General features: G+C 66.0%; 21 protein-coding genes. 16 read left to right on the top strand and 5 right to left on the bottom strand.

Features of this window, described 5'->3' with window-relative positions:
- Nucleotides 1-4 precede the first annotated feature (4 nt).
- From GON01_RS02415 to GON01_RS02385, 7 genes are all read left to right on the top strand, one after another.
- Nucleotides 5-697 (top strand): hypothetical protein, encoded by a 693-nt coding sequence (locus GON01_RS02415; protein WP_157025612.1) that lies wholly within the window; start codon nt 5-7, stop codon nt 695-697.
- Nucleotides 698-721: 24 nt separating this feature from the next.
- Nucleotides 722-1,330: a DUF6931 family protein gene (locus GON01_RS02410; RefSeq protein ID WP_157025610.1), complete on the top strand. Its 609-nt coding sequence runs from the start codon at nt 722-724 to the stop codon at nt 1,328-1,330.
- 7 nt (nt 1,331-1,337) lie between these two features.
- On the top strand, nt 1,338-2,771 hold the full coding sequence (tagH, locus tag GON01_RS02405) for a type VI secretion system-associated FHA domain protein TagH (RefSeq protein WP_181600189.1): 1,434 nt from the start codon (nt 1,338-1,340) through the stop codon (nt 2,769-2,771).
- A 31-nt stretch (nt 2,772-2,802) separates the two neighbouring features.
- Nucleotides 2,803-4,146, top strand: a complete 1,344-nt coding sequence (tssK, locus tag GON01_RS02400) for a type VI secretion system baseplate subunit TssK (protein ID WP_309503761.1) — start codon at nt 2,803-2,805, stop codon at nt 4,144-4,146.
- Entirely contained in the window at nt 4,143-5,522 is a 1,380-nt protein-coding gene (icmH, locus tag GON01_RS02395) for a type IVB secretion system protein IcmH/DotU (protein ID WP_157025605.1), read from the top strand. The genes tssK and icmH overlap by 4 nt, the downstream gene beginning before the upstream one ends.
- An 18-nt stretch (nt 5,523-5,540) precedes the next feature.
- On the top strand, nt 5,541-9,020 hold the full coding sequence (gene tssM, locus GON01_RS02390) for a type VI secretion system membrane subunit TssM (RefSeq protein ID WP_157025603.1): 3,480 nt from the start codon (nt 5,541-5,543) through the stop codon (nt 9,018-9,020).
- 161 nt (nt 9,021-9,181) lie between these two features.
- Nucleotides 9,182-9,622 (top strand): hypothetical protein, encoded by a 441-nt coding sequence (locus tag GON01_RS02385; RefSeq protein WP_157025601.1) that lies wholly within the window; start codon nt 9,182-9,184, stop codon nt 9,620-9,622.
- 87 nt (nt 9,623-9,709) lie between these two features.
- On the opposite strand, the gene GON01_RS02380 is transcribed toward GON01_RS02385, so the two are convergent.
- Entirely contained in the window at nt 9,710-11,119 is a 1,410-nt protein-coding gene (locus GON01_RS02380) for a class I SAM-dependent methyltransferase (RefSeq protein ID WP_181600188.1), read from the bottom strand.
- Nucleotides 11,120-11,195: 76 nt separating this feature from the next.
- Between GON01_RS02380 and GON01_RS02375 the strand changes: the two genes are divergently transcribed.
- Nucleotides 11,196-12,128 (top strand): type VI secretion system-associated FHA domain protein, encoded by a 933-nt coding sequence (locus tag GON01_RS02375; RefSeq protein WP_181600187.1) that lies wholly within the window; start codon nt 11,196-11,198, stop codon nt 12,126-12,128.
- 3 nt (nt 12,129-12,131) lie between these two features.
- Here GON01_RS02375 and GON01_RS02370 read toward each other — a convergent pair whose 3' ends face one another.
- A complete protein-coding gene (locus GON01_RS02370; RefSeq protein ID WP_157025596.1) occupies nt 12,132-14,024 on the bottom strand; it encodes a serine/threonine-protein kinase in 1,893 nt (630 codons plus the stop codon).
- Complete coding sequence (locus tag GON01_RS02365) at nt 14,021-14,755, bottom strand: PP2C family protein-serine/threonine phosphatase (RefSeq protein WP_157025594.1); 735 nt, start codon at nt 14,753-14,755, stop codon at nt 14,021-14,023. Before GON01_RS02365 ends, GON01_RS02370 begins: the two co-directional genes overlap by 4 nt.
- Nucleotides 14,756-14,909: 154 nt before the next feature.
- Here GON01_RS02365 and GON01_RS17300 point away from each other — a divergent pair, with 154 nt between their 5' ends.
- Nucleotides 14,910-16,247: a M23 family metallopeptidase gene (locus tag GON01_RS17300; RefSeq protein WP_157025592.1), complete on the top strand. Its 1,338-nt coding sequence runs from the start codon at nt 14,910-14,912 to the stop codon at nt 16,245-16,247.
- On the opposite strand, the gene GON01_RS16535 is transcribed toward GON01_RS17300, so the two are convergent.
- Complete coding sequence (locus GON01_RS16535; protein ID WP_181600186.1) at nt 16,222-17,073, bottom strand: CPBP family intramembrane glutamic endopeptidase; 852 nt, start codon at nt 17,071-17,073, stop codon at nt 16,222-16,224. The two genes, GON01_RS17300 and GON01_RS16535, sit on opposite strands and share 26 nt — an antisense overlap.
- Nucleotides 17,074-17,346: 273 nt before the next feature.
- Here GON01_RS16535 and GON01_RS02350 point away from each other — a divergent pair, with 273 nt between their 5' ends.
- From GON01_RS02350 to kdsA, 7 genes are all read left to right on the top strand, one after another.
- The gene (locus tag GON01_RS02350; RefSeq protein WP_157025753.1) at nt 17,347-17,991 is read left to right on the top strand and encodes an OmpA family protein; all 645 of its coding nucleotides are present in this window, start codon (nt 17,347-17,349) and stop codon (nt 17,989-17,991) included.
- 21 nt (nt 17,992-18,012) lie between these two features.
- Nucleotides 18,013-18,444 (top strand): hypothetical protein, encoded by a 432-nt coding sequence (locus GON01_RS02345; RefSeq protein ID WP_157025588.1) that lies wholly within the window; start codon nt 18,013-18,015, stop codon nt 18,442-18,444.
- A 308-nt stretch (nt 18,445-18,752) separates the two neighbouring features.
- Complete coding sequence (locus tag GON01_RS02340; protein ID WP_157025586.1) at nt 18,753-19,826, top strand: adenylate/guanylate cyclase domain-containing protein; 1,074 nt, start codon at nt 18,753-18,755, stop codon at nt 19,824-19,826.
- Between the two features lie 242 nt (nt 19,827-20,068).
- A complete protein-coding gene (locus tag GON01_RS02335) occupies nt 20,069-21,214 on the top strand; it encodes a hypothetical protein (protein WP_157025584.1) in 1,146 nt (381 codons plus the stop codon).
- Nucleotides 21,211-22,212: a KpsF/GutQ family sugar-phosphate isomerase gene (locus GON01_RS02330; protein ID WP_157025582.1), complete on the top strand. Its 1,002-nt coding sequence runs from the start codon at nt 21,211-21,213 to the stop codon at nt 22,210-22,212. The genes GON01_RS02335 and GON01_RS02330 overlap by 4 nt, the downstream gene beginning before the upstream one ends.
- Nucleotides 22,213-22,219: 7 nt before the next feature.
- On the top strand, nt 22,220-23,536 hold the full coding sequence (locus tag GON01_RS02325; protein WP_157025580.1) for an RraA family protein: 1,317 nt from the start codon (nt 22,220-22,222) through the stop codon (nt 23,534-23,536).
- Complete coding sequence (gene kdsA, locus GON01_RS02320; RefSeq protein WP_198159758.1) at nt 23,521-24,378, top strand: 3-deoxy-8-phosphooctulonate synthase; 858 nt, start codon at nt 23,521-23,523, stop codon at nt 24,376-24,378. Before GON01_RS02325 ends, kdsA begins: the two co-directional genes overlap by 16 nt.
- On the opposite strand, the gene GON01_RS02315 is transcribed toward kdsA, so the two are convergent.
- The gene (locus GON01_RS02315) at nt 24,375-25,154 is read right to left on the bottom strand and encodes an inositol monophosphatase family protein (RefSeq protein WP_157025576.1); all 780 of its coding nucleotides are present in this window, start codon (nt 25,152-25,154) and stop codon (nt 24,375-24,377) included. The two genes, kdsA and GON01_RS02315, sit on opposite strands and share 4 nt — an antisense overlap.
- Between the last annotated feature and the right edge of the window lie 56 nt (nt 25,155-25,210).

The raw sequence follows: 25,210 nt of genomic DNA, 5'->3' as shown, positions 1-25,210 counted from the left end.
GAAGGTGGCAATCACGACCCTCGCATTCGCCGAGATGGCGAACGACACCTATGTGGACGGCGGCATAAGCCGACTCCTCGGCGAATGGCAGCTTCAGGACCTGATCACGCGCGACAATTTCCACGCGCGCGCCTACAAGCACACCAGGGCGTCGCTGGCGGTCGTCGCGTACCGGGGAACTGTGCCGACCAGCTTCAAGGACGTTGTTGTCGCCGATCTGTGCGGCATCGGCCTCAGCCTGAACGCGCTCGCGCTCAACCTCAACACCGCGATCGATTTCACGGGCAAGATCAAAGCCATGTATCGGGATGTCTGGCTGACCGGCCACTCGCTGGGCGGCGCCTATGTTCAGCTGCTCGCGGCGATCTGCGAGCTGCCGGGCTATACGTTCAACGCGCCCGGCGTGCTGAACCTGCTTCATCAGATGTCCCCTAACCTTGCGGTTCGCATTGCCGGTGGGCTGGGCGGCGGCGCGTTGAGCGTCCTGAGTCGAGGGACGACCGACCTCATCACCCAGGTGGCCGCCGGCGTGGCCGGGAACAATGGCGAGGCGATCCTCAATTATCGCGGGAATTTCGACCCAGTCAGCTTGGTCGGCGTCCATGTCGGGGCGCCGCTGCAAACGATTGAGCTTGTGGATCAAAAGCCGCACGTGCATTCCATGGAGCCGATCATCCGCACCCTGAAGGGGCGGTGAGCTGTTGGGAGGCAGTCTGCAGGCATGAGCGCCGCCGCCACGATTCCGCTCCGCTTCCAGCGCGCTGAGCTGGAGCAGAAGGCTGACCTTACAGCGGAAGGACTGGCCGCGCTTGCCGACGCTACCCGGCCCGACGCGCTGGTCGGCGCCCTGCACGCCGCGGGCAACGCGCGCGACGCGGTTTACGCGCTTTCCATGATCCTTCCGCACCGACAGACGGTCTGGTGGGCCTGTCTGGCGGCGCGCCTGCTGCCGGATTTGGCGCACCGCCCGGCCGATAGCGCCGCGCTCGATGCGGCTGAGCGCTGGGTGCAGACCGTTTCGGCCGCGGATGCGGAGCAGGCCGGCGCGGCCACTGAAACCTGCGACCTGGGCAAGGCGCCGGGCTGGGCGGCCATGGCGGCCTATTGGGCAGGACCCTCGATCGCGCCGCGCGGGCAACACATGGTTGCGCCAGCCGTCCATTTGCCGGGCGCCGCTACGCGCACCACACTGTTGATGCTGACCTTGGAGCCAAGCCTGGCCGAGCGTGCGACTCTTGCGGATTGGTTGGAGATCGGCGTTGCGTTGATGAAGGGGGGCAATGGTCGGCAGGCGCAGGCGAACGTCAAAACACGCCTTTTTGCAGGCTGACGCGCGCATGTGGACGCTGTTGCTGGCCCGTACTTCCGATGCCCCCGGCAGTTTCTTCGATCGCCGTCAGCTCGATTCCGGCCAGATCAAGGTCGGTCGCAGCGCCAAGACATGTGACCTTGTCCTTCCTGACGATCAGGGCTTCGTCTCGCGCGAGCACTGCACCATTTCGGCAGTGGGGCTCGACATCTTCGTCGTCGATCAAAGCACCAATGGCGTCGCGCTGAACCGCCCCGATGCACGGATCGCTCCTAACGTGCCGGTCGCCGTCCGTCCGAACGATCGACTTCTGATCGGGGATTTCGTCATCACGGTCGCCACACAGGCAGAAGGCGCCGCCGCCACCGTTGCTCCGCCGCCTGCAGCGGCGCTTCCGATTCCGCCGTCGGGGCCCGGACAGGGAGATTCCTGGTTCGACCCGCCCGCCGATCCGATCTGGGATGGCCGGTCGAGCGCGGTTCACGATTTCCTCGGGCCCGCCATCAACGAATTCCTTGCTCCTTCGAGCTCTGCTTTCGACGTGCCGGAGCAGCCGTCCGATTTCGGCTTCGCGGATCCCATCGGCCAGGCCTTTTCGCGCCCGATCATGGCCGATCCGCTGCCGTCCCCTGGCGATTTTGCAATCCCGGAGGATTGGGCATCGCCGGTTCGCAAGGAGGCTCCCGTGCCAGCCTTGCCGCCGGCACCAATTTCCCCGGCCGATTGGGGACCGCTGCCGCCTCCATCGATCCTCGATCCATTCGATCTTTCCGTACCTCTCCACCAACCATCCGCCACGCCTTCGTTGGAGGATGATCCTCCTTTCGCGGCCGCCCCTTCGCCCGCATCATCGCGTGCTGCGATGCCTGCGCCGCTGCCTCAACCGGCGTCGGGACCGGATTGGAATGCATTCCTTGAGGGAGCCGGTCTCTCTGAGGATGAACTCCAACTCGCGCCCGACGCGATGCGCCGACTGGGTGTCCTTTATCGCCAGGTCGTGCTCGGCTTGTGGGACATCATCCAGCACCGCGCGGCCTTCAAGGATGAATTCCGCGTCGAGCGCACGCAGCTGTCGATGGGCCGCAACAATCCGCTGAAGCATCTGCCGCCGCTCGATGCGGCGAAGATATTGCTGGGCCAGCCGCTCCCGGGCTTCATGGATAGCGAAGATGCGGTCCGCACGGCGTTCGAGGATATCGCGAAGCATCAGCTCGCAATGCTCGCCGGCGTCCAGCAGGCGCTGGTTGCGGTGTTCGACCGTTTGTCCCCGAAGGAAATTGAGAAGCTGATCGAAAAGGCGTCGGGCGAGAAGAAGGGACTGCCGTTCCGGCGTGGCATCGACCGGTGGAGCGTGTATCAAACTGTTTTCGAGGCATTGCGGCGGGATGCGACGTCCAATGCGAACGGCGTGATGAGTGTTGCGTTTCGCGAGGGTTATGAGAAGTTCCTGAAGTCGACTTGAAAGGCGCCATGGGGGGAAGGGTGATGGTCGAGTGACTTGGGAGAACAAGCCCGTTTGGTCCGAGGGCATGTTCCTGCGACCCCAGCATTTTCAGCAGTTGGAGCGGTTCGTCGGTTCACAGCTGGAAGCGCGCGTGGCGGCGCTGGTCCCTCATGGCTATGGTCTGGCGGAGCTGCAGTTGGACCAGGGCCAGCTCAAGGCCGGCAAGCTGGTGCTCACCCGCTGCGCCGGCGTATTCGACGACGGCACGCCATTCCGCGTCCCCGAAGAGGCGGCGCCTCCGCTTCCGCTCGAGGCGATGCGCGACACGCGTGACACGGAGGTCCATCTCTGCATCCCGCAGGCGCGCGCCGGCACCGCCGATGTCGCCCTCGACGCCAGCGCCCAGGCCGAGACTCGGTTCCTTGCGGCGGAATTCGAAGCCGCCGACACTGTTTATGGCGGTGCGTCACGCGTGCCGCTGAACGTCGGCCGGCTGCAGCTCTCTCTCCGCCGCGCCGACGAAGGCCTGGAAGGCTATACGACGCTGCCGATCGCGCGGATCGTCGAGCGCCGCGCGGACGACTCGGTGTCACTCGATCAGGGCTACATCCCGTGCGCGCTGACGATCGCCGCCAGCCCGATCCTGCACGGCTTTGTGTCGGAACTGGAAGGCATGCTGCATCAGCGTGGCGAAGCGATCGCCGGCCGGTTGGGCACGCCGGGCGCCAAGGCGGTCGCGGACGTCACCGATTTCCTGATGTTGATGGCGGTCAATCGCGCTGAAGCGATGATCAAGCACATCGCTGCGATGCCGTTGTTCCACCCGGCCGCGCTGTACGGCGCGCTCTGCGAACTTGCCGCGGAACTGTCGACCTTCTCTGCAAGCTCGAACCGGCCCCAGTTCATGCCGCTCTATTCGCACCGTGAGCAGCGGCTCTGCTTCGACGCGGTGATGGACGATCTCAGGCGGTCGCTCAGCAAGGTCTTTGAACAGACTGCCGTCGCTATCCCGCTGGAGCAACGCGCCTACGGAATCTCGGTCGGGCAGATCAAGGACCGCTCGCTGTTCACTTCCGCCTCGTTCGTGCTCGCGGTTCGCGGCGCCGTCGACAGCGAGCAACTGCGCGCCAATATGCCACGGCGGACCAAGATCGGGTCGGTCGAGCATATTCGCGACTTGGTGATGCGCCAGCTGCCGGGTGCGGACATCTATCCGATGCCGGCGGAACCGCGGCAGATCCCGTTCCGCGCGAACACTGTCTATTTCAGCATCAACACCCGTCACGAACAGTGGAGCGCGGTTCGCACTTCTGGCGCAGTGGCGCTCCATGTCGCCGGCGAGATACCGGGGCTGGAGCTTGAGATGTGGGCGATAAGGGGAACCCAGTCATGACCGGGGCGAACGGCTCGGGCGACGACGAACGGACCGTCTTTCGCCCCGCGGGCGGCATGCAGCCGGGCGGCCAGAGCCCGCAGTCGCTTCCGCCGTCTGGCAGCGCGCCCTACGTCCCACCGCGGCCGCAGCCCGTTTCCGGCATGGCGCCTCCACCGGAACCGGCAAAGGGTCGCCTCGATTTTGCGACCGCCGAGCCGGATCTTTACGGGCCGGAGCCGCTGGTCGCAGCCGCCGGCCGTCTGGTCTACCTCGCAAGCCAGATCAGGTCGATGCCGGTCGGACCGGACCTCGGCGCGCTCAGGCGGCTCGCGATCGAGGAACTGGAAGCATTCGGGCGGCGTGCGCGCAATCTCGGGCTCGAAGACAAGTCGATCCAGCTCGCCCATTACATCCTGTGTGCATTCATCGACGATGCCGTAATGTCGACCCCCTGGGGTGCGAACAGCCCCTGGTCGCAACAGAGCCTGCTCGCCGCCTACCACAACGACACGCAGGGTGGCGACCGCATGTTCCAGTTCGCCGAGCGGATGGAGCAGGATCCGAACCGGGAACCGCGGCTGATGGAGCTGCTGTACCAGTGCCTGTCGCTCGGCTTCGAAGGCCGGGCGGCGCTGGACCCGCGCGGCCAGTCGCTGCTGCATCAACGCCGCGCCAGGCTGGCTGGCGCGATCGCTGGGCGGACCGGCTTTCCATCGGCCGAGTTGTCGCCGCACTGGAGGGGAGTGACCGCCGCGGCGGGGCCCTTCGCGCCGCGCATTCCGCTCTGGGCAGTGCTTAGCGGCATCGCCGCGATTGCCGTGCTGATTTTCGCGGCCTCGCTATTCAGGCTGAGCACACAATCGGACGCCGCGATCGCGCTGCTCGACCAAGCGGTGGGCGGGGCGCAGATCGTGCCGCCGCCGCCTCCGCCCCAGAGCGAGACGCCGACGTTCGACAAGATGAGGGAGATCCTGGCACCGGATATCCGCGCCGGGCGGCTCGACCTGGAGCGCGAAGGGACCGAAATCGTGATCCGGCTCCACAATCAAGGTCTCTTCGGGTCGGGTGAAGCGGACCCCGCCAGTAGCTGGAGCGACGTCTTCGGACGGCTGGCCCAGGCCGCGAACCTGTCCAAGGGCCCAATCCGTATCGAAGGACACACGGACAATCAGGCGATACGGTCGCTGAGCTTCCCCTCAAATCAGGAGCTCTCGCTCGCCCGTGCCAGGTCCGTCGCGAACGCCATCGCCGGGGCTGGGCTGGCCGACTCCTCACGTCTCAGCACGGCAGGTTTCGGCGACACGCGGCCGATCGGCGACAACAAGACCGACGACGGGCGGCGACAGAACCGCCGTGTCGAACTCCGCGTCGCCAACGATATCGCCTGGCGCTAGCGAAGGGGAGGCGTAGCAGTGGAGAAGCTGAAGGCCCTGTTCCGCAATCGCTGGTTCTGGCGCTTCGCCGCCGCGATCCTGCTCGGCTTCATCATCTGGTTCATCGGCCCGCTGATTGCGATCGCTGACGTGCGCCCGCTGGGGAATCGGATCGTTCGCCTCCTCGTCTCGCTGTTGCCGATCATCGCGGTCACGTGTCGCTGGTGGTGGGTCAGGCGAAGCGAAAAGCGCGCCAACGCGGCAATGGTCGATGCCTTGAAGCCGCCGCGAGGGCCTGCCGATCATGACGAGATCTCGGAGAAGCTGTCCGAAGCGCTCGACATGCTCAAGTCCGCGCGGCTCGGCTCGCGGCAAAGCTATGTCTATCAGCTGCCCTGGTACGCGATCATCGGCCCGTCCGGCGCGGGCAAGACGACGGCGCTGCTCAACTCCGGCCTCAATTTCCCCACCGCGGTCGCCGGTGAATACCGGGCGCTGCGGGGGCAGCCGAACACGCCCAACTGCGACTGGTGGTTCACCGACGAAGCTGTGCTGATCGACACGGCGGGCCGGTACGTCACCCAGGATATCGATGCCGACAAGGATGCGGAAGGCTGGCGCAGCTTCCTTGGGCTGCTCAAGCAATACCGGCCGCTGCAGCCGCTGAACGGTATCATTGTCGCGATCCCCGCTCCCGATTTCGCCGACGCAGCCAAAATGTCGTCGCACGCCGCCAACATCCGGGTGCGCCTTGCTGAAATCAGCGGTACGCTGGGCCAGGATTTGCCGGTCTATCTGCTGATCACCAAAGCTGACCTGCTGACCGGTTTTCGCGAGTTCTTCGCCCGCAGCACCGATGCGGAGGCCGACCAGGTGTTCGGTACAACGGCCCCGGGAGACGGCGCAGAGAATTCCGCAGTGCTTGTCGGGTTCGACGAGCTGGTCGCCAGTGTCTCGTCTCGTGTGGTGGACCGGATGCAGGCGGAGCCGCAGCTGCCCCTGCGCGCCAAGATCGCCGCTTTTCCGGCGCAATTGGCGTCGTTGCGAGCGCCGCTCGGCTCGTTGCTTGCGGCCCTCGGCCAGAAGAGCCGGTTCGACGAGCCAGCGCGTGTGCGCGGTGTCTATTTCGCCTCCGGCACCCAGACCGGCAATCCAGTCGATCGCATTTTGCTGAGCGCGGGCATGCCCGCCACGGCTTCCTCGCACGCGGTCGGGCAGGGGCGCAGCTACTTCCTGAAGCGATTCTTTTCCGACCTGGTCTTTCCGGAACAGGGGCTGGCGGGGCGCAACCCGGTCGCGGAGCGCCGTGCGCGCCAGACCTATATGGCCGGGATCGCGGCCGGTGCCGCGGCCCTCGTGTTGGCGGCAGGAATCTGGACCTGGGGGTATTTTCGCAACATGACGCTGATCCGCAGCGTCTATGAGACGGCCTCCGCCTATTCCAACGCTGCAGGCCAGTCGCAGGGCGGCAGCGCATCGGTCGAGCAGGACCTCGCCGCCCTGGGCGTGTTGGGCAAGGCCAGCAGCGACATGCGCGAGGACAGCGATTTTGCGCTCGGATTGGGGCAAGGCGGTCGTCTCGCGGGCGAACTTAACGGCATCTACGGCCGCGATCTGCAACGGCGATTGACCCCGATCCTGGCCGGGCTTGCCGAAGAACGGATGAGTGCGAACACGAATGCCCCGACGGCGCTTTACGACGACCTCAAATCCTATCTGATCCTGGGCGCGCGCGGCCCTGCGCTGGCGGAACAGCTGCTGTCGTGGGTCCAGCCGGCCTGGATTGCGCGGGGCGGGCCCGACGCGGAGACTCAGGCTGGCGAATTGGCCCGGCACACCGCCGCCTTGTTCGACGGCAATTTCAAGCCGGTCGCGCTGGACGACAACCGGATCGAGGCGGCACGCGCGATCCTGCGCGCCCAGCCGGCCGCGGTCCGCGTCTATGGCCGGCTGAAGAGCAAGGCGATGGAAAAGGGCAAGCCGATGTGGACGGCGCGCGAGAATGCCGGTCCGCGCCCCGAATTGTTCTTCGCAAGCGGCGGCGCATTCGCGCCCGGCGCAGGCATCCCGGCCTTGTTCACACGCACCGGCTATACCCGGACGTTTCTGCCGATCGTCGCCAGCGGTCCGGAGTTGCTTCAGGAAGAACAATGGGTGGTCGGCGATACCGGCAGCAGCATTGCTCCTTCCGAGCTTGGGGCTCTGAAGGGCGATTTGGAGCGGCTCTACTTCGCCGAATTCCTCAGTCGCTGGCAAGCCTATCTGGCATCGATCCAGCCGCGTCAGGTCAGCTCGCTCGGCGATAATGTGCAGCGCTTGCGGGACGGCAGCGGCCCGCTCTCGCCGATCGGTCCGCTGCTCCGCGCCGTCGCCAAGGCCACCGACGTGCGCACCGGCCCCGGTGCGCCGAAACCGACCGGCGGCTTCGCCGGCGCCGCGATCAAGCTGGCCGGCGCGGCCGGCGTCGGCACCGGCGGAGGCAATAACGGCAGGCAAAACGTGATCGACGCGTTCGTGCCGCTGCGCATATTTGTAGGCGCGAACGATGCAGCGCCGGCCGCCGCGGGCGCGCCGCCGGCCCCGGCACCTGTCGACGCGCTGATGCAGACGATGGGCCAGCTCGCCGACAAGCTGAACGTGATCGCGGTGCTGCCGGGAGGCGGCGGAGAGACGGGCTCGCAACAGAGCACGGAAGCGAAGGCCATGATCCTGCAGCTGGATCAATCCGCCAACTCGATGCCGCCGCCGGCCGGTCTCTGGGCCAAGGCGGTGGCGAGCGACGCGAGCGTTGCGCTGGGCGGCGCGCGGCTTGCCCAGATGGACCAGGCGCTCAACGCCAGCTTCGGCGATCAATGCACCCAGCTTCTGTCGCGGGCCTTTCCGATCCAGCCGGCCGCCACGGCCGACCTGCCGCTGGACGTCTTCACCCGCTTTTTTGCGCCGGGCGGCCAGTTCGCCACATTCGTGAACAAGGAGCTGGCGGGCTATATCGATACGACCACGCCCGATTGGCAGGCCAGGTCCAATGCGGGCGAGGTCGGGCTGACCGAGGCCAATGTCCGTGCGCTGCAGGCCGCTAATCTGGTCACTCGCACTTTCTTCGGCAGCGACCCCAACGCGCCGCGACTGTCCTACCAGATCGAGCCGGTGGCGCTTACCGGTGCGACCTCGGTCACGCTGAAGATTGACGGCCAGACCCTCAGCTATGACGGCAAGTCGGCCATTCCCGTTGTCTTCGACTGGCCTGGAGCAGGAGGCGCCTCCGTCGAGTTTGCGGTCGCTGGCAGCACCGCGCCCCAAACGCGCGCCTGGCCGGGGCCCTGGGCCGCGTTCCGCCTGATGAAAGTCGCCGCGATCAAGGCCGGCGCCTCGCCCGCAATCGGCGAAGGCAGCCTGACGCAAGCCGGCGCGCGCCTCAATTTCCGCGTGCGGACCTTCGCCGGCACCAACCCCTTCGTGGTAGACCCGTTCGTAAAGATTGCATGCCCGAGCAGTCCGTCTGGCGTCTCTACTGCCTAGAAATCATTTGAGCTGGAGTCGAAGGCGACAGGTAGAATGGAACAGTGCGGCGGAGGACATGAACCGCAAAAATGTGACGAGTGACAGCGCGAAAAGTCCGTCCAATAAACTGCCGACTGCGTTTCCGTAAACTAGCTGGAGGGTCAGGGGAGGAGAGGATAATGCGCGAAGAGTGGCGGAAGGAAGCCGAAGAAGCAGTTCGGCGCGAGGATTGGGCGCTGAATGGCCCGAAGCGCATTGTTAAAGTAACGCCTTTGGATCGCGGCATTGTCGGCGCGGCAGGCGGCTACATAACTTTGGCGAAATTTTTGAACGGCAAGACCCCTCAGGAGGTCGAGAAGGAGCTTGGTTTACCGCTCGGATTTCTGGCTTCGGGAATGGTCGTATCGACATTTGCGCGCTTGCCCATGTCATCTGAGTATGAGTACGAGCTCACGGCCAAGTTTCCTGGGGGGTTGTATTACAACAAGGCCTACAGTGACGAAAATTATCCGCCAGGCTCTAACTCTATTCATCAGTGGAAGATTCGTGAAGGAGTGCAAATCCCTATAGATAAGACTAAGACGGTGTCCGTGTTGCCCCGAACGATTGCTTCACTCTAAATGCACATTGTGTTCGAGGTCGATGAGTGTAAAGATTAACTCCTCACGCATCGCTGCACGACCGTGGCTGTGGCCACTGCGTCGCCCTTAGTACGTCAGCGTCCCAGCATGCGCCACCTGTCTTAATGCTTCGTCCACCGACACTTGATCCCCATAACCTGACGCCGCCCAGTCCGCCGCCAGCTGCGCCCGGTCGCGTGTGCCGTCGAGCAGGGCCAGGAAAGCGCGGGGACCCGGTTCGACAAAGGCCAGCATGCGGTGATCGAGCGTGTACAGAGTGACGTCGCCGCGCACGAGCTGGGCGCGGGCGAGCGGGCTGGCGCACGGCCGCTCGCCGGGATCGAGCGCGGCCGGCAGCGGTGCCGCGTGCAGCGCCACGATCTCGCGCTGGTAGAGCCGGATCAGGGCATCGCAACGTTCAGCTGAGGACGCGAAGCCGGAAAGCGCCAGGCGCCGCGGCCACGCCTCGCCCAGCGCGCCGAGAAAGTCGGCCAGCCAAGCATCCTCGACCTCGAACTCCCTCTCGTCGAAGACGAAGCTGATCTCTCCAGTGCGCTTTGCCGTGGAACTGGCAAAAAGGTTCGCGAAACAGGCCGGGTCGATCCGCCGCCGCGGCCCGCGTCCCGATCGAACCAGCAGCGTCTGATGAAAGAATGTCACGACGTCATAGTCATCCGCCTGCGCCGCATGGACGGTCTCCGCATCGGACAGGTCGCGGCCCGGCAAGCCGTCATAGACCATCGCCGGCAGGGCGTCGGCGAGGAAGCCTAGGCCGTGCGGCGCTGCGGCCGCTACGAACTCGGCCAGCGAGACCGGCGCGTAGCAGTCGCTCAGTTCGTCGTGATAGAGAGAGCCGTTGTTCTTCCTGAGCATCGGTTCGGCGATCTGGCGAAGCGCCGAGATGGCGGGGCGATCCGTCGGACGCGGGGCCGAGAAATCTCTCAACACTTCGCGCGCGCGGGCGACTCGTGCGGCCGGGTCGGCGATGTCGCGGACGTGATGCATCAGCATTTCGCGGATCGCGGTGCGAAGGTGGCCGCCGGGCTGGGCATTGTAGCTCACGAAGGCGACGCCGTTCGGGGAAAGCAGCCGTCCGATCAGCTTTAGCGTGGCGACGCGCACCGGCTCCGGAACCCAGGCATATAGCCCGTGCACGATGATGTAATCGAACGGACCCGCCATCGACTTCGCCGCCTCGATCACGTCGCCCACTTCGACGCGCACGTTACTAAGGCCCGCGGCCTCCGCCAGCGCGCCGCCCCGTGCGACGGCGGCGGCGGAAAGGTCGAAGCTCAGGAACCGCGCGGCGGGCCAGGCAGCGGCCATCGCGATCACGTTGACCCCATCGCCGCCCGCCACCTCCAGCACGTGCGCGGTGGCGGGGTCCGGCGCGGCGAGGCCGTGAATCCGGGCGATCGCCGCCAGCCGGTCGGGCAGCGTCGTCGGATACAGGCCCGCCGGATACTGCACCCGATCGTAGCGCGTGCCTCCGTCCATCGCCGAATCCCCCTGCTGCCGGTTGCACCGTTTTGAAGCCTTGTTAGACATGCGGCAACGCCAGGCTGGAGGTTGGATGCCGCTCGTTCTCACGCCTCGCAGCTCTTCCGTGGCGTCGGGGCAATTGCCGCCGCCGCTCACCATCGACTCCGGCCGTGCGCTGATCGGCCGCGCCAATGGCGTCGACATTCTCCTGTCGCATCCGTTGGTGTCTGCGCAGCACTGCGCGATCACCGGTCAGGGCGGGACGTGGCAGGTGCAGGACATGAGCACCAACGGTACGCTGGTGAACGGCCGCCGCGTATCCGGATCGCAAGCCTTGAACGACGGCGATGTAATCGGCGTCGCGGACATGGAGTTTGCCGTCTCGATCGATGGAGGGCGGGGGAGTGCCCGCTCCCCGGCACCACGCATGAGCCTCGACGATTGGGGGCGCGCGCCCCCAGCCGGCGCGCAGCCTGGGCCTGCTCCGGCGGGGTCCGCGCCTTCGGCATGGCCCGCAGCCGCGGCCGCGGATCCGGTCGGCCAACTGCTTCAGGCAGCCGGGCTCTCCCGGTCGGGGGTCCATGACGGGGACGCCCAGGTAGCCGCGGCCGGCGCGATATTGCGCGCAGGCATCACCGGGCTTGCAATGCTCGCCCAGGCACGCCGGTCCGCGCGACAGGAGCTGAAGGTTTCTCCGGCGGCGGCCGCGAACAATCCGATCACCGACGGGCCTGCTGACGCCGCTCTGTCGCGGCTGATGGCCATGGCGCCGGAACAGGCGGGAGAGGCGGTCGCCGCCGCCTGCCGCGAACTCGACGCGCACCAGCGGGCCGCGCTCGCCGCGATGCAGGCGGCATTCAAGACCGCGCTCGACCAGTTCGCGCCCGCCGCGATCAAGCTTCGTGCAAAGGACGATATCGCCGCCTGGCGCAGCTACGAAAAGGCCTTTGCCGCGAACGACGGCTTCGTTGAGGTGTTCGCGCAGGAATTTGCCAAAGCCTATCAGCGGCTTGCAGGCAGCTGACGCTCAGTTCGGCAGCTCATCCACGAATTTGAACCAAACCATTTCCGCCTTCCAGCCGTTTGCCTTGGCGGCTTGATTGAAGTGCTCGGCCCAATTGGGCGTATTTGAGTTTTCGAGCAGCCCCTGCTCCACGCCACGGCCGGTGATCAGCAGAAAGCTCGACCAGCCCGGGCCGCGCGGCCCGTCAGCGGCAATGCGATACTGCTCTTGTCCGGGCAGCCGCTCGATTTTCCGCGCTGCGGCAGCTTGCTCGAGTTGCGCGCGCGATGCGATCAGCTGCGAAATCTCGCCCGTATCCTCGACACTGTAGAGCGCGAAATCGTCCTTGAGTCCTTCGAGACTCAGCTGGACGATGACCTTGGCGCCGAGCTGCCCGGCATATTCGCCTCCCGTGAACCGCTCGATTTCAAACTTGGGCTGCGGCAGCACGAGTCGTGCGGGACCGGTGGCGCGGATCGGCCGGATGCTGTCCAGCACGGTGCAGAACGAAGGGCTGATGGGCGCAACGCCGGAAAAGTCGATCGCGGCGACCGACGCGCCCGCTGCCTTCGCGGATTTGAACACGCTCGCTTCGGCATCGGCGGGCCGTCCGGCGACTCCGGTGAATGCCAGCTGCGCGCCCGAAGGCGTCTGCGTCGCTCCGGTGAGCGTCAGCCAGGTACAGGCGACGTTCGGCAATTCGGACTGAACGGCCCGGCGCACCGATTCGCTCGTAACCGGTCCCGCGGTCTTGTTGGCGGCGGGCGCGGCGGGTTGCGGGGACCGCTCCGGTCCGCCGCCGAACGCGATCCAGCCGGCAGCGCCCACCACGGCCAGAAGCGACGCCGCGACGCCGCCGATCAGAACCGGCTTGGGCAGCTTTCCTCCGCCGGAGGTCGCTGTCGCCGCGGTCGTGCCTGCGCGACCCGGCAGCGGGGCGTGGCCAATGCGGATCTTGGCGAGCTCTCCGATTACGGCGTCCATGGAGCGCAGCCGCTGTTCGGGGTCGGCGACCAGCATATGGTCAAGCAGCGGGCGAAGTTCGGCTGGGGCGCCGCCGGTATCGATCCCAGCGCGGCGCTTGTTGATGGCATCGACGAATGATCCGCCGATATCGACGCTGCGGCCCTGGGCCACCGCAAGGATTACCAGCGCCAGGCTGTACACGTCGGTCCAGGGGCCGACCTGGCGATTGAAGTCGCCCAGCTGCTCGGGCGCGACGTAGTTCAATTTGCCGGCAAAGCCGTCGCCGATGATCGTGTGCGATCCCGGCTCCACGTTCTTGGCAATGCCGAAATCGATGATCCGCGCGCGCTCCAGCTTGCCGTCCTGCAGCAGCACATTGTCCGGCGAGATGTCGCGATGGATCGCGCCCAGCCCGTGCGCCGCCGCGAGTCCCTCGGCAAGCCGTCGCGTCAGGCCGATCAGTTGCTCGGTCGTGGGGCTGAGCTTGTCGAGCACATCGGACAGGTTCGCCCCGTCGATGAACTCAGTGACGATGTAAAACGTGCCGAGCCGCGGCTCCTGCGCGAGCACGCGATATTGGACAAGCGCCGGATGCGACATGCGCGTCAAGGTCTGCGCTTCCTTGCGGAACATCGCCGTCACGTTCGGGTCCGCGGCGAGTGCGGGTAGGATGACCTTGATCGCTACCCGTTCGTCGGTGTTGACATTGATGCCTTCGAACACTTCGCCCATGCCGCCGCGGGCCAGGAAGCGCTTCACTTCGAAGATGTGATTGAGCAGATCGCCGACCTGCACACCTGCGGCCGAACGCTGCGGCTGTGGCGATATCGCCCCACCGCTCGGCGCCACGGTCACGATGGTGGGGTCGGCCGGCGTCGACGATCCGTTGGCGGGCGGGATCGACGCCGATCCTGCCGGCCGGATCACTGTCTTGTCGTCTTCGTCGCTCACCCGGTGATCCTCGAATTGATCTCGCCGAAGTGAACCAGTGTCGGTTCCGTCGCGGTGATCGCGACCATCGTGATGTTGTCCGGAGCGCCCAGTTCGTGACAGCGGGCGATCATCGCTTCTCCGGCCTCCTCGATGGCTGCGGCATTGATGATCGCCTCCATCTCCGCTTCGCCGAGCACGCCATAAAGGCCATCGCTGCACAGCAGCAGCAGGTCGTCGGGCCGCAGCGTGTCGCTCACCATGTCCAGGTCCAGCGGCGCGCTGATCCCGACCGCCCGCGTCAGCACATTACGCAACGGATGCGTGGCTGCTGCCGCTTCCTCCAGCAGGCCGTGATCGACCAATTCCTGCACTTGGCTGTGATCGCGCGTGAGACGATGGAGTCGACGGTCACGGACCAGATAGGCGCGGCTGTCGCCCACCCAGATGACGCCGAAGCTGTCGTCGCGGACCACGGCGACCACTGCGGTGGTGCCCATTTGCTCCCCCCGCGCTTCGGACTCATCGATGATTGCGCGGTTCGCCTTTTCAAGGGCGGCGGCAGCGCTCGCTACCATCGTGTTCAGGTCGTCGGAGCGCTCGATCGCCGCCAGCGCATCGATGACGCGCGCTGCTGCCCAGTCGCCGCACGACATGCCCCCCATGCCGTCCGCTACCGCCCAGAGCCGCAGAGTCTCGGAAGCCAGATAGCGGTCTTCGTTGACTTCGCGGACCGCGCCGACGTCGGTCATCGCATGCCACTCGGTTTTGAGCGGTATCACCTGCGCTCCCCCTAGCTTGCATATGGTGTAGCTCAAAATCCTTGCCCTGCAACGCTCTGTCTGCGTTGCGTCCCGTCACCGCGGGCGGCATGATTGCAAGACGATCGAAACGAGGGGGCGGAACGTGGCCGGCGTCGTCGAAGACTCCTGGGATCCCCGCGAGTGGGCAAGGAGCTGGACGCCGTCCTCCGAGCGCGGGCGGGTGCAGCACGGCGGTTTTCCGCCAGGTCTGGCCGGTCTTCATGCCGGCCTTGGCGCAGCGGTGCTCATCCTGTTGATCGGCGCCGCATTTGCCTGGTTTTCCCGCGTGCCTCAGGGGCAGCCGCTCGCCTCGTCGAGCGTGGTCACTCCCGCGCGGGCCAGCACCGGCCCGACCCAGGTGCGGCGTACGCTTGTGCTGCCGCAGCGCTCCGACCTGGCCCGGGCCCTGGCCGTCTCAGGGGTGCCGGCCGAGGTTGCCCGGGAGGTCGCCACGGCCGCCCTCCCTGCGCTTGCCCAGAGCGGTGATATCCGGGCGGTGCTCACGCTCACTCAGCTGGCTGACGGGCTGCGGCTCGACCGGCTCGAGGCGTCGAACGGGGACAGCTCGGGCGTGGTTGTTGAGCGCACCCACGACGGGGCGCTGTCGGTGTCCCATGTCGCCGCGCAGTTAAGCCGGCGCATCATGGTCAAGCACGGGACCATGGACGGCGACAGCTTCTATTCCTCGGCCGTGGCCGTCGGCGTTCCGAACAGCCTCATCTCGGATTTCGCCAAGGCCCTCGCGTTCGACTTTAACTTCCAGAGCGAGGTGGCGGCTGGCGATGCGTTTGAGGTTGCCTACGCCCAGTCGGTCAACGCGTCCGGCGAGGCGGTCGGCGCTCCGATCCTGCTCTACGCTTCGCTCACCACCGAAAGCAAATCGGCGTCAGTCTATCGCTTCGCCCCGGACGGGGGCGCCGACGAATGGTTCGATTCGAGCGGGCGGAGCATCGTGCGGGCGTTGATGCGGACGCCGGTCGACGGTGCGCGGGTGACCTCGAAATTCGGCCTGCGCTTCCACCCGATCCTGCATTTCATGAAGTTGCATGGCGGCATCGACTTCGCCGCCCCGATCGGAACGCCCATTTACGCGTCGGGCAGCGGCGTTATCGAATGGGCCGCCTTCAAGGGGGCGAATGGCAACCTTGTCGTGCTCCGGCATGATAATGGCTGGCAGACCCTGTATCTGCACATGAACCGCTTCGCTCCTGGGATCGCGCCGGGCGCGCGGGTCTCGCAAGGCCAGCAGATCGGCGAGATCGGCACGACGGGGCGTTCGACCGGTCCGCATCTTCATTATGAAGTTCATATCAACGGCGAACGAGTCGATCCGCTTGGCATCCAGACCGAAGCGGGAAAGACGCTCGAAGGCGCGCAACTGATCGCGTTCGAAAAGCTCCGCGACCGGATCGACGTCAGCCGCGCCGCGCAGACAAATTAGGGGACGGCCGCCAGCCGAGCGTTGCGGCAATCAGCGCGGCCAGGGCGAAACTTGCCGAAACGCTCGAATTCAATCCTTCGGCGGAGCCACCCCACAATGGCGATCCTCCCAATTCCCAATCAAGCAGAGAGCCGAAGCTGCCCGATCCGGGATTCGGGGCGACCCCGAACAGCATCTCCTCTGCCCAGTTCCACCCGAAGTGCGCGCCGATCGGCAGCAACAGTCCGCCCGACTTGTCGGCGAGGAGGCCAAACCAGAGGCCGCCCAGGAACAGGTTGAGCAGGCTGATCGGATGAAAGTCCCCGCTGACGAAATGCAAGGCCGCAAAGGCAATCGCTGTTGCTGCCAGTCCCGGCCATCGGCCCCAGCCGGATTGTAGCACCGGTTGCAGCCATCCTCGGAAATAGAGTTCCTCGACACTTGTCTGAAATAGAGTGACGATTGTCCCTCCGATCAGCAAAAGGCTTGCGCCGCTCTGCTGGGTCCCGCCGCCCAATGCGCCCGCGATTGCCGACAATTCGATCGACAGCCATAGGCCGAGGATTCCAAGCGCCGCGCCGGCAGGGAAGCCGAGGGAAGGCATCCGGCCCGCAGCGACGCGTCCGTCGTTCAGCCATAGTCCGAGCCCCGCAGCGAGCGCCAGCAGTCCGAACAGTGTTCCGGTAAAGGCACTTTCCTGCGCCGCGGCTGACCAGAGTGCGAACGAAGGTGACTGGACAAGTCGGCCGAAGCCCCATTGCACGATGAAGATGATCACGGCCGCGACGAGCACGGCCACAGGGAGAATGGCCGCCGCTTTGGTCGCGGGGTTTCGCGCCTCTGCCATCCTGCCCTCCCACCGACTATCGTGCGAGTCTTGTCCATTTTCCTGATGCGGGCAAGTTCGGCCAAGTCTTTTTTTCATCCTGTGACAATCGTCACTACGAATCCTCTCGAAGCAGATTAGACGAAGAGACAGGTTGGTCGGCCAGCGACTCTCGCCGGAGTCCCGGATTTGGACGCGAGATACGCAAAACCGGTCGGCAAGCTTGTTGTTCGAGTGGCTTAGCTGTAGAGTTGGCGTTCGCGACTCGGCATAGTCTTCAAGGCAGGGTGGAACATGAAGACGCTCATCACCGTTTCGATCGCTCTCAGTGCGATGGCGCTTCCTGCGAACGCATTTGCGCAGAGCGGAGAGAAAGTCACGGAAGACGAAGCGCGCTGCTTCATTTCCGGTGTTTGCAAGGTCGAAGCCGAGAAGAAGTTCTCGCTCGCCAATATCAACACATCTGCGCATAGGGCGGCCGCGACGGATACCCCGGCTTCCTTGCCGGTCAGCCGACAGGCTGCTCCGGAGCCCCGTCGTGGCAAGGCGGTGCGCACGGCGAGCAGCGACGTTCGTTCGCCGCATGCGGTGGCAAGGCCGGCCCGCCGATCGCTCGATATGCGGCTGACGTTCGACCTTAACTCCGCGGAGTTGACGCCAGAGGCGATGGCGCAGGCGGATATCTTCGCCAAGACGCTGCAGGAAAGCACCGCGGCGGCAGGCACCTTCGTGATCGAGGGCCATACCGACTCCATCGGCTCGCGAGCCAGCAACCTCGATCTGTCGCGTCGTCGGGCGCAGAGCGTGGTCGCTTATTTGACCGAGCATGGCGTGCCCCCCTCGCGTCTCAAGGCTATCGGTTACGGTTTCGATCATCCGCGCGATGGCCTGCCTGCCTCCGACCCGAGCAATCGCCGGGTCGAGATTGTCAAATACTGATCAGAGCGGGGCGGGCACATCATGAGCGCGGCAAACGCCCAGGGCGCCCAGCTTCGGACCGCCCAGGCGCGGTTCGTCCAATGGTTCAGTGCGGCGATGGACGTTTCGCGCGAGGTTGCGCTTCAGCTGTGGTGCAAGGTCAACGGGATATTGGCCTCGAACACTGCCCTTGCGCGGGTTCAGCTAGGCTCGGGATCGGGGGCTGAGGCGGAACGCTCGTTCGATTCCGTCCAGCGCGGCATCGGGCCCTATGTAAAGGACATTCTGGTACCGGTGCTGGGCGCGCTTGCTGCCGGGACAATCTTTCTCGCGCTCGATTTTGCGGCGCTGCCGGCCGCGATCGCTGCACTTGTCGTATTTGTGGTGTTGTTGTTCCGTCGCGGCGGCTCGATCGACGGCTTTCGAACGTGGATCGACGACAAGCTCGAAGGACTCAAGAAATTCGGGTTCTAGGCGACTCGCGGAAATAGAGCAGGCGTTCCGCGCCGAAACTGTCGGTTATCGTCCAGGCGACCGGTCTAACGCGGCGCAAGATGGGAGACTGTCAGTCTAGCCGGGGGAGGTAAAGAGCTGAAACGGGCAAGCGCTCTTGCATCAAAGGATCGATCAATGGCTATGCCGGCAAGGCGGAACACGCGGCGTGACCTTGACCGTCGTTTGTGGGCGCCAAGTGCATTTGCAGGCGGATTTGACCTTTTCGATGCCTGTAGTCCGTAGACGTTTGGCCGATCACGCCGGCGGATCGGTTCGGAGGGGGGAGAATGGACGACGCTCTGGATTTTGGCGCGGACTTGGTCGAAGCAAAGAGGTCAGTCCGGGCGAGCAACCCGGTACTCAAGCGGATGGACAAAAGGGACCCGCTCATTCGGTTTGGGCCGACGGGAACGGAAACCCGCCGTGCAATCACGGCGCTGTCCGTTTGCCGGATCGGTCGCGACGCGGGAAACGACGTCGTCCTGTCGGATGCCGGCATTTCCCGGACACATGCGATGATCCGGCGCGACATTTCGGGCATCTGCTTCCTCTCCGATGTCGGAAGCCGCAACGGCACGCAGTTGAACGGGCTGCCGATCAGCGCGCCGGTGGCGCTTTCGCATGGCGACCTGATCAAGATTGGCGGAGAGCTGCTGACGTTTGAGCAGGAAGCTCCGCCGGTTCCGGTTGTGGAACCGAACCGGGGCGGCGAAACCCAGGCCTATATGACGACCAGCTTCGTCACGGTCCTGGTGATCGACATTCGAGGCTATACGGCGCTGGCGCGAGAAATCGGCGAAGAAAAGATCTCGAAGCTGCTCTCCACTTTTTTCGGAGGCGTCGCGGATCTGTTGAGACGCCGCCGCGCCTGGTACCACAAATATATCGGCGACTGTTTCATGGCATTATGGGTTCACGACCGCCGCGAAGTGGATCATGCTGTTTTTGCCGCCGTTCTCGACGTGATATTGGCTACGCAAGAACTGGTCGCCCCGCTGCAAAGTCGATTCGGCCTGTCGGGGCCGGTGCGGTTTGGGGTGGGCATGAACTCCGGTCTGGCGGCGATCGGAAATCTCGGGAGCATCGGTGCCGCCGATTTCACAGCGGTCGGAGACACGGTCAACAAGGCGTTCCGCCTGGAATCGGCCACGCGGACCTGTGGTCACAGCGTCCTCATCGGTCGCGAAAGCATCGACATGTTGCGGCCTGCCGTTGCCGTGCCCGCAAGCATCGAATGCTTGGCGTTGGCACTCAAGGGCTATGATTCGCCGCAAGAAGCATACAGCCTGGATTTCGGCGACATAGCGGCCCTGGCTGGCGAGATGATGGTCGCCGCTCACGCGAATTCTGCGCGACCCTGATCATTCGGCGCGCTTGAGCGGGACATCGGGGGCAGCTGCGCCGATCCGGCCGGGATCGTAGCGCGCAAGCCATTCCGGGCCGGTTGGTGATCGCTGCCAAGGCGCGATCGCAGCCATGGTTATTTCTTTGTTTACCTTAGCTCTCGATAACCCCGGCCGAACTCGCACGGTGGATCGAAGAATCATGCGGCAGCTGCCGGACAATCCGTTTCATTCCGTTCTCGCGCCCTGAGCTGCCCAAGATGCGCATCCTCTTCTATCTCCCCGTCGTCACGCCCTGGTGGTTCGAACATATCCTGGTGCCGATGATCGATGCGGCCGGCCGCGCGGCCGAGGTCCACATACTGGCCCCGGAACCCTGGTCGGGAACCGGGATCGGAAACGAGCAGCTGGCGCGAGCCTCGAACCTTCCCGACGTGCATTGGCATATCATCGGCGGCCCGGATCATCAGAGCCTGCGCACCGCGCCGCGAAATCCTCAGCCGCTGATCGACTTCGTTGGCCAGATCGCGCCGGATCACGTCATTTGCCGCAGCGCCGACCGCGAGACCCCGCGACATTTCCCGGGTCGGGTGCATTATCTGATGGAGGGGGGAGTTGCGCCCTTCCAGTTGCCCGCGACCCTGGTGTGGCTCGCCGACGACCTGTTCGACCACGGCGTGATGCCGACACTTGAAGCAGGGCATCGGGACGAGCTTGCCGCCTGGCTGGCGCCCGCCTGGGAGCGGCATCGCTCATCGAACGCGGCCGAGCCTGCGGTTGATCCGGCCGGCGGCGGCGAGCCGCGGATCACGATCCTGATGCCTCTGGAATATGAGCATCCCGAGAATTTCTTCCTGATGCACCGGCCCGGGCCGACGCCGAACAGCCGGCTTGTGGCCGAGCTGGCGGCGCAGCTGCCCGATCACGTCCGCCTTATGGTGACGGACCATCCGCTGAACCATCTGCACGTCGACCGGCGGGAACTGCACGAGACGGTTGCCGGGCTTCAGGGACGGGTCAGCCTGCTGGACAAGGGCCTGTCCACCATGGCCGTGGCGCGGAGCTGCGATGGCATGATCGTGGGTGATTCGAAGGCGTTCGGGATTGCCGCCTTCTGGGGCAAGCCGCTCTGCCGCTCGACCCGCTTCCGCTCAGCCGGCTGGCTCGACGCCTATGGCGATGTCGGCGCGTTCGTGGACGATCTCGGCGCCGGCCGCGCGCGCGCGCCGTGCCCCGACGATGCGCTGTTCTTCGCCGCCTACCACCTCGCGAACAATGCGTTCGATCCGCAGGCGCCGGATTTTGACGCCGAAACGCTGTTCGAAAGGCTGGAGCGCGCCGTCGATTCGAGCCGCTGGCAGGCCGGCATGGCCCGCGCCGAGCGCGCGATGGGAGGCTTGCAATGACGTCCGCTGCGATCCGTGCGATCAAGCCGGCTCTTGCCCGCGAGCCGCGGTCCGAGGAGGTCGTCGCGAACGTCCTCCGGGCCGAAAGCGAGGCCATTGCCGAGGCCCAGCTCTCCGTGGCGCCCGCCGCGGCGCGGGCAGCCGAGCTGATCGCCGCGCACGACCAGCCGGTCTTCTGCGTCGGAGTCGGCAAGTCCGGGCTTGTCGCGGCCAAGGTCGCGGCGACCCTGTCGAGCCTCGCGATTCCCGCCTTTTTCGTCCATGCCGGGGAGGCCGCGCATGGCGATCTCGGCGCCGTCGGCTCGGGTTCGATCGTGCTGCTCTTTTCCAACAGCGGATCGACCGAGGAGATTCTCCGCATCCTGCCGTCGCTGGCGGAACGCGGCTGCCGCCTCGTCGGCATCGTCGGCCGGCTCGACTCGCCGATCGCCGCACGCGCGGAGATCGTGGTGCCGGCGACGGTGCGCGCCGAAGCTGACGGGCTCGGCCTCGCCCCGACCGCCAGCACCACGCTGCAGATGGCGATCGGCGACGCGATCGCGGTCGCCGCAAGCCGGATTCGAGGCGCCTCGCGCGAGGATTTCCTGAGGCAGCATCCGGCGGGCCTGCTGGGCCGGCAGCTTGTGCCGATTTCCGGCATCATGCGCATGGGCGCGGACCTGCCGGTGGTGCTCGCCTCGGCATCGATCGCCGAGCTGCTCGCCGTGATGTCGGCCAAAAGGATGGGTGCGGTCTGCGTCACCGACCATGGCGGGAATCTGCTCGGCCTGATCGTCGACGGAGACATTCGCCGCCATATCCAGGCCCGCCGCGATCTCTACAGCGCGGCGGCCGGCGAGATCATGCGCGCCGATCCCGTGACCGTACGCCCGGGCGCGACGCTCGGCGACGTGCTCGGGATCGTGCGCGAGACCGGCGGGCTGCTGGTCATGCCGGTCACGGACGAAGACGGCCGGCTTCTCGGCCTCGTCCATGTCAACGACCTCCTGACAATATGAGACAAAGATGAAGATCGTGGCTTTCATTCCCGCCAAAGGGCAGAGCGAGCGGGTTCCCGACAAGAACCTGCGCGTCTTCGACGGGGAGCATCTGTTCAAGCGCAAGCTTCGCCAGGCGCTGGCCTGCCCGGCGATCGGCGAGGTGTGCCTGGATACCGAGTCCGACGCGCTCGCCGGGCTGGCCGCGGACCTGCCGGTGACGCGTCTCGCGCGCCCGGCCGAACTCGCGTCCAACGCGACGGACGGCCATGCCCTGTTCGCTTGGGAATGCGCGCAGCGGCCCGACGCCGATATCTGGGTCCAACTGCTGTGCACCGCGCCGTTCGTCTCCGCCGACACGATCCGCCGCGCGGTCGAGCGCCTGCTCGCCGACCCGGACGCGGACAGCCTGGTCGGCGTCTATTCGACCAAGCAATATGGCTGGTCGGCCGGCGAGCCGCTCTATGGCCGCGGGCGCATCCCGAACAGCGTCGACCTGCCGCCGACCGTCATCGAGGCGATGAGCCTTTACATGGTGCGTCGCCCCGCCGAGGGCGGACTTCCTGATCAGCGCTTCGGCACGCGGCCGATCCTGTTCGAGCTCGATCCGCTGGAGCAGATCGACGTCAACACGCCCGCCGATCTCGCCCTTGCCGAAGCCGTCGCGGCCGGCCAGCGCGCGACCGAGGTGGCCCGCTTCCGCGCCATGCGCGCCCATCTTTCGTCGACCATCCTCGCCGACATCATGAAGGAGCGCGGGCACCGCGCCGTGGTCCGGCCGAAGCTTCGTCCGACCAGCCCGGGCACGATTTTCGGGCGGGCCAAGACGCTGCAGCTCGGGCGCCTTCCGGATGCGTCCGCCCGCCGCCCCGACGACTGGAAGGGCATTTATGGCGCGCTCGCGTCCTACAGTTTCGTCCGGCCCGGCGACGTGATCATGGTCGGCACGGAGCTTCCCGAATATGCCTATTTCGGGGACCTCAACGCGAACCTCGCGGTGCGCGCGGGCGCCGTCGGCGTGGTCGTCGACGGCTGCACGCGCGACGTGCGCGACGTGCGCGCGCTCGACCTGCCGGTTTATGCGCGGGAAGCAAATTGCGACGACATCAAGTTCGAAGGCACGCTGGTCGCGATGAACCAGCCGACTGTGATCGGCGGCGTCACCGTCTGCAACGACGACGTCGTGTTCGCGGACGAGGATGGGATCGTGGTCGTCCCCGCGACCATGTGGCCGGAGGTCGAGGCGGCTGCCTGGCAGCTCATGTCGAACGAGGCGCGGATTCGCCTCTACGCCGCGCAAGGGCGCGACGTGCACGAGATCCTCGCCGAATGCGGGGCGTTCTGATGGCGGGCGCGCGCTCCGTGGCGATTGGCGAACTCGTCGTCGGCAACGATCGCCCGTTCACGCTGATCGCCGGCCCCTGCGCGATGGAGAGCCGCGACCACGCGCTCGAGACGGCCGCCGCGCTTGTCGAGATGTGCGGGCGGCTCGGCATCGGCCTCATCTACAAATCGTCGTTCGACAAAGGGAACCGCACGTCCGGCGATGCGCCGCGCGGGCTCGGCCTCGATCGCGCGCTGCCGATCTTCGCCGAGATAAGGAGCCGGTTCGGCTGTCCGGTGGTGACCGACGTGCATGAGGCGTCGCAGTGCGAACCGGTCGCCGAAGCGGTGGACGTGCTGCAGATTCCCGCGTTCCTCTGCCGCCAGACGGACCTCCTCGTCGCGGCGGCGCGGACAGGCCGGGCGGTCAACGTGAAGAAGGGGCAGTTTCTCGCACCCTGGGACATGAAGCAGGTCGCGGCCAAGCTTGTCGCCGCCGGCAACGAGCGCATCCTGCTGTGCGAGCGGGGCGCGAGCTTCGGCTACAACACGCTGGTCAGCGACATGCGCGCGCTTCCGATCATGGCCGAAACCGGCTTTCCGATCGTGTTCGACGCCACCCACTCGGTCCAGCAGCCGGGAGGGCAGGGGACGCATTCCGGCGGGCAGCGGCAGTTCGTGGCGCCGCTCGCCAGGGCGGCGGTCGCGGTCGGCGTCGCCGCGGTCTTCATCGAAACCCATGAGGACCCCGATCGGGCGCCGAGCGACGGTCCCAACATGGTGCCCCTGTCCGAAATGCCGGCCCTGCTGGCGGAGCTCCAGGCCTTCGACGCGCTCGCCAAGGCACGGGTGAAGGCCGTCTAGCGCAGTCGCAACAACTCGTCGGCGATGTCCGGCGAGCGCGCCAGCATCAATCCCACGCCCGGCCGTACCGGCGAATAGTCCGTTCCGTCGAGGCGGCAGACGATCCCGCCGGCTTCCCGTAGCAGCAGGGAGCCCGGGGCATGATCCCACACCAGGGTGCGCCAATAGATCGCGAAGTCGCACGCGCCTTTCGCGACCATGGGATATTCGGCGCCGGCGCAGCGACGCGTCGGCGTCACCCGCGCGGCTTCCTGCTCGACCCGCTTCACGAACGGCGCGCGCTCTTCCGGCAGGCAGAACCGGCTGACGATGCCGGAAAGCTTTTCGCCGCCATATGCGCTTGCCGCCAGGCGCTCGCCGTCGAGCCAGGCGCCGGAGCCCCGTTCCGCGCAGGCGGTCCCGCCGGTCAGCGGATCGTGGATCCAGCTCATCACCACCTCGCCGTCCTGCAACAGCGCGACCATGGTGGCGAAGGGCGGGCGGCCGGCCACGAAATTGCCGGTGCCGTCGATCGGATCGACGACCCACACCGCGCCTGTGTGAAGCCGGTCCAGGAAGCGAGGGTCGACGCTGCAGGCCTCCTCCCCGACCACGCAGGAGCCGGGCATCAGATCCAGCAGATGCGCAGCGATCGCCTGCTCCGCCTCGCGATCGGCGATCGTCACCAGGTCGGCCGGCCCCTTCTCCTCGATCTCCTCGGTTCTGAGCCGTCGATAGCGGGGAAGAATGATCGAGGCGCCGACGTTACGCAGAAACGACGTGACTTCCTCAATCATCGCGAGCCCCACAGGACGACTTCGCTGCTTCCACCCGGGCCATCTTCGGCTCGCTG

The sequence above is a fragment of the Sphingomonas horti genome, assembly GCF_009753715.1.
Taxonomy (GTDB): domain Bacteria; phylum Pseudomonadota; class Alphaproteobacteria; order Sphingomonadales; family Sphingomonadaceae; genus Sphingomonas_B; species Sphingomonas_B horti.
This window is presented reverse-complemented; position numbering and strand designations above follow the sequence as displayed.